Source organism: Mesotoga infera (genome assembly GCA_011045915.1).
Taxonomy (GTDB): Bacteria; Thermotogota; Thermotogae; order Petrotogales; family Kosmotogaceae; genus Mesotoga; species Mesotoga infera_D.
In genome coordinates this window covers 1-3,002 of sequence record DSBT01000054.1, presented here as the reverse complement: position 1 = coordinate 3,002, position 3,002 = coordinate 1, and the positions used below count along the sequence as shown (strand labels likewise).

Genomic DNA, 3,002 nt, shown 5'->3' with positions numbered 1-3,002 from the left:
TGTCGAGCAGCTCGATCTCTATCAAGGGCCATTCTCGGAAGTCTTGAAGAAAAACGTCACCATTTCTAGGAGAACAGGACTCCCCATTTGTCAGGATACAGGTTTTCTAGAATTCTTCGTCTTTCAGGGCAACGAAGTAACTCTAGAAGAACCAATAATAGAAACACTTAATTCCACAATCAGAGAAATATACAAAGCAAGGCCTTTCAGGTACTCCATAGTCTCTGATCCGTTGCTTCGTAGAGAGAATACCTATGATAACACGCCGGTAGTATGCCATATCTTCCCGGTGAAGGGAGCCAAGCTTGAAATCCGATTTCTCGTGAAAGGGGGAGGTAGCGAGAATCTTTCTCGACTTTTCATGATGAATCCTTCTTCTGGCGTAGATGATGTGGTTCAGATCATAGTCGACTCTCTCAAAGAAAGCGCTGCGAGAGGGTGTCCTCCTTTGAAAGTTGGAATCGGAATCGGTGGAAGTTCTGACAAGGTAATGGTTCTTGCCAAACTCGCCCTCACAAGATCCTTCAATGAGAGACATCCCGACAGCGAATACGCTGCACTTGAAGATAGAATACTTGCAGAAATAAACGATCTTAAGATAGGCTATCAGGGTCTGGGGAAAGGGATAACCGCCTATTCTGTGCACATTGAGACCTATCCCTCACACATAGCAATAATGCCAGTAGGGCTTGCGGTGGACTGCTATATCGCCAGAAAGGGGAGAGTTGTTCTTGAAGATTGAAGAATTGCGTGTGGGTGATGAGCTAGATTATTCGGGTGAGTTTCTTGTTATGAGAGATGCTGCGCAGAAAAGACTGAGCATGATGATCGAGAAAAATGAAGAACTTCCGATAAATCTGGACAAACGAATTGTATTCTACGCCGGACCTGCCAAATCAGTGAACGATTTGTTCGGAGCCATAGGCCCTACAACTTCGAATAGAATGGATTCATTTCTGGAGATGCTCTATTTGAAGGGCGTTCTGGCAACTGTTGGTAAGGGGAAGAGAAGTCGGATAGCCGTCTCTCTCTGCAAGAATTACGGAAGGGTTTACTTCTTGGCTCCCAGCGGGGCTGCCGCTGCTCTGGCAGGTACAATCTTGAGTATGAAAGTTTTGGCATTCGAAGACCTTGGCGCAGAAGCTATCTTCAGTACTATGGTCAAGGATTTCCCGCTGTACGTTGCCATCGATTCACTTGGAAACGACGTGTTCGATACGCACGTGAAGTAGCTCTTCTCTTTCGTCTTTCGGGGCAGACTCCGTTTTGACATTCTGTCCACATTCATTAGACCCAGAAAGCAGGGACATGCTTTTTCGGAGCCGTTGTTCGTGGTAGGTAGTTAGCCAAGAGCAAAGAAATCGGTTCTCCATTGGCTGGTTAGCTTGTTTGGTTACTTCAAGTGTTTTCTCATTACCAGCTTATGTTCAGTTTCTCCATAAGAGATAAAGCCGTGCCTCTTAAACATGTCAACCGGACCCATGAAATCAGAAAACGAATTCACAAACTTCTTGTTGGGGTAAGCCTCAATATAATCAAAACCGTCATCCGCCGAGTCTTTGCAAACATATTCCAGCAATTGGGTGGCAATTCCTTTTCTCTTCATGGTCGGCGCGATTGCAAAACAGAATATGGATTTCACTCTGCTATTTGGATCGGGCTCTATTGTATTTATTTCGCTCATAAATCGCAGCCAGCTCGTGCAGTGTATACAGTGTGATTTAGTGTTGGCATTGCACCAGCCAACGACACGATCATCGCAATATGCCAGATATCCCTGTATTATTCCCGCCGTGATATATTGCACTGCTAGATCCCGCCTCTTCTCCGGAGACGAAAAATCTGTCTCAACGCGGTGATCAGCGCTACACCAACACACCCAATAGCACCTGTCCTCCTCTTCGTTGTCTGCATGAGCTTCAGTTTCGAAGAAGTTCAGGTAGTCTTCCAACATGTCCGATGTCAATTTCCTAATCTCGATATTCATTCTGCAACCTCCTAAAAAAGGTGTCCACGTTCTCGAATAGCCAACACCTTCTCGAAAATCTGAGATTGGATATCCGGATACGTCATTTGGTCCGGTAGATTCATCGACAGCATCCTTGCTGCTATTTCAAAGGCAGGCAACCGGCCTAGTTCCGTGATCTCTGCAGAGTACACACGTCCATAATCTGGACTGTCTCCGGTGACGGAATAGTCGCATACTTCAGTTAGGATATACTTTAGTGCCCCGGTTTCTTCAAACAACTCCCTGTGGGCAGTCTGGATTATTGGTTCGTCATATTCCCTTCTTCCACCAGGGATCTCCCAAGTTGCTCTTGCCTTATGCCGTACAAAGAGCCATCTACCCCTGTAGTTCGAGACGATTACAGCGTACATTAGCTTCTTGTCTTCTATCTGGCATCTTTCATAGAATTCCACTTTCATATTACACTCCTCAACACTTCAACCACAATAGTGATACAGCAGCGAATGATAACCGGGTGGAGATTTTTGCAGAAGCCCACGCCGTAGAATTATCGCACATTCGTGCGCTCCTCGGCATCCCCAAAACTCCTGCAATCTCAATGGCCACACTTGGAGAGCTGTAGTTACCGTACTTGATTCTATCTCCTTAGTTAAATAGAGTCAGACTCCATTTTTCACGCTATATGAGAAATCGAAAGCAAAAGTCTGCCAGAATATTCCTAATGACAGAAAAGAATAGTTGAGCGGGGCTCTTCGTCTGCTCCGCCTAAGAGGACACTTCCATGCAAAGAGATTATGCCGCTATGGTAACAGGAAAGCCGTTCTAGGTTTTCGCTAAAGAACGAGATGCGGAAACACTTTCAGAATACGGAATGTCGCTCTTTCAGGCCAGCTGCATGCAACAGCTCTCCACATCATACGAATTGTCAGGACCGATCGTCAACGCAATGGAAAGAAACGGAATCCCGAATGACCACAAAGAACTGCAAAGCACTTCCGATATCGGAAGTAACTTCTGCCCCCGGAAGTGCTTT

At 45.8% G+C, this 3,002-nt stretch carries 4 protein-coding genes; 2 read left to right on the top strand and 2 right to left on the bottom strand.

Annotated features, from left to right (window positions below; genetic code table 11):
* Both ENN47_01730 and ENN47_01725 read left to right on the top strand, forming a co-directional pair.
* Window positions 1-742, top strand: a 742-nt coding sequence (locus ENN47_01730) for a fumarate hydratase (GenBank protein ID HDP76907.1), incomplete at its 5' end; no start/stop codon positions are given.
* Window positions 732-1,232 carry a TRZ/ATZ family protein gene (locus ENN47_01725; GenBank protein ID HDP76906.1) on the top strand — a complete coding sequence of 167 codons (501 nt, stop codon included), beginning with the start codon at window positions 732-734 and terminating at the stop codon, window positions 1,230-1,232. The genes ENN47_01730 and ENN47_01725, both read left to right, overlap by 11 nt.
* Before the next feature lie 161 nt (window positions 1,233-1,393).
* On the opposite strand, the gene ENN47_01720 is transcribed toward ENN47_01725, so the two are convergent.
* Together ENN47_01720 and ENN47_01715 are read right to left on the bottom strand one after the other, a co-directional pair.
* Window positions 1,394-1,987, bottom strand: coding sequence for an N-acetyltransferase (locus tag ENN47_01720; GenBank protein HDP76905.1), 594 nt, complete (start codon window positions 1,985-1,987; stop codon window positions 1,394-1,396).
* Window positions 1,988-1,998: 11 nt separating this feature from the next.
* Complete coding sequence (locus tag ENN47_01715) at window positions 1,999-2,427, bottom strand: NUDIX domain-containing protein (protein ID HDP76904.1); 429 nt, start codon at window positions 2,425-2,427, stop codon at window positions 1,999-2,001.
* Window positions 2,428-3,002 lie beyond the last annotated feature (575 nt).

Excerpts from the sequence above, each read along its gene's own strand:
- ENN47_01720 (HDP76905.1), bottom strand. The coding sequence starts at position 1,987 with ATGAATATCGAGATTAGGAAATTGACATCGGACATGTTGGAAGACTAC.
- ENN47_01715 (HDP76904.1), bottom strand. The coding sequence starts at position 2,427 with ATGAAAGTGGAATTCTATGAAAGATGCCAGATAGAAGACAAGAAGCTA.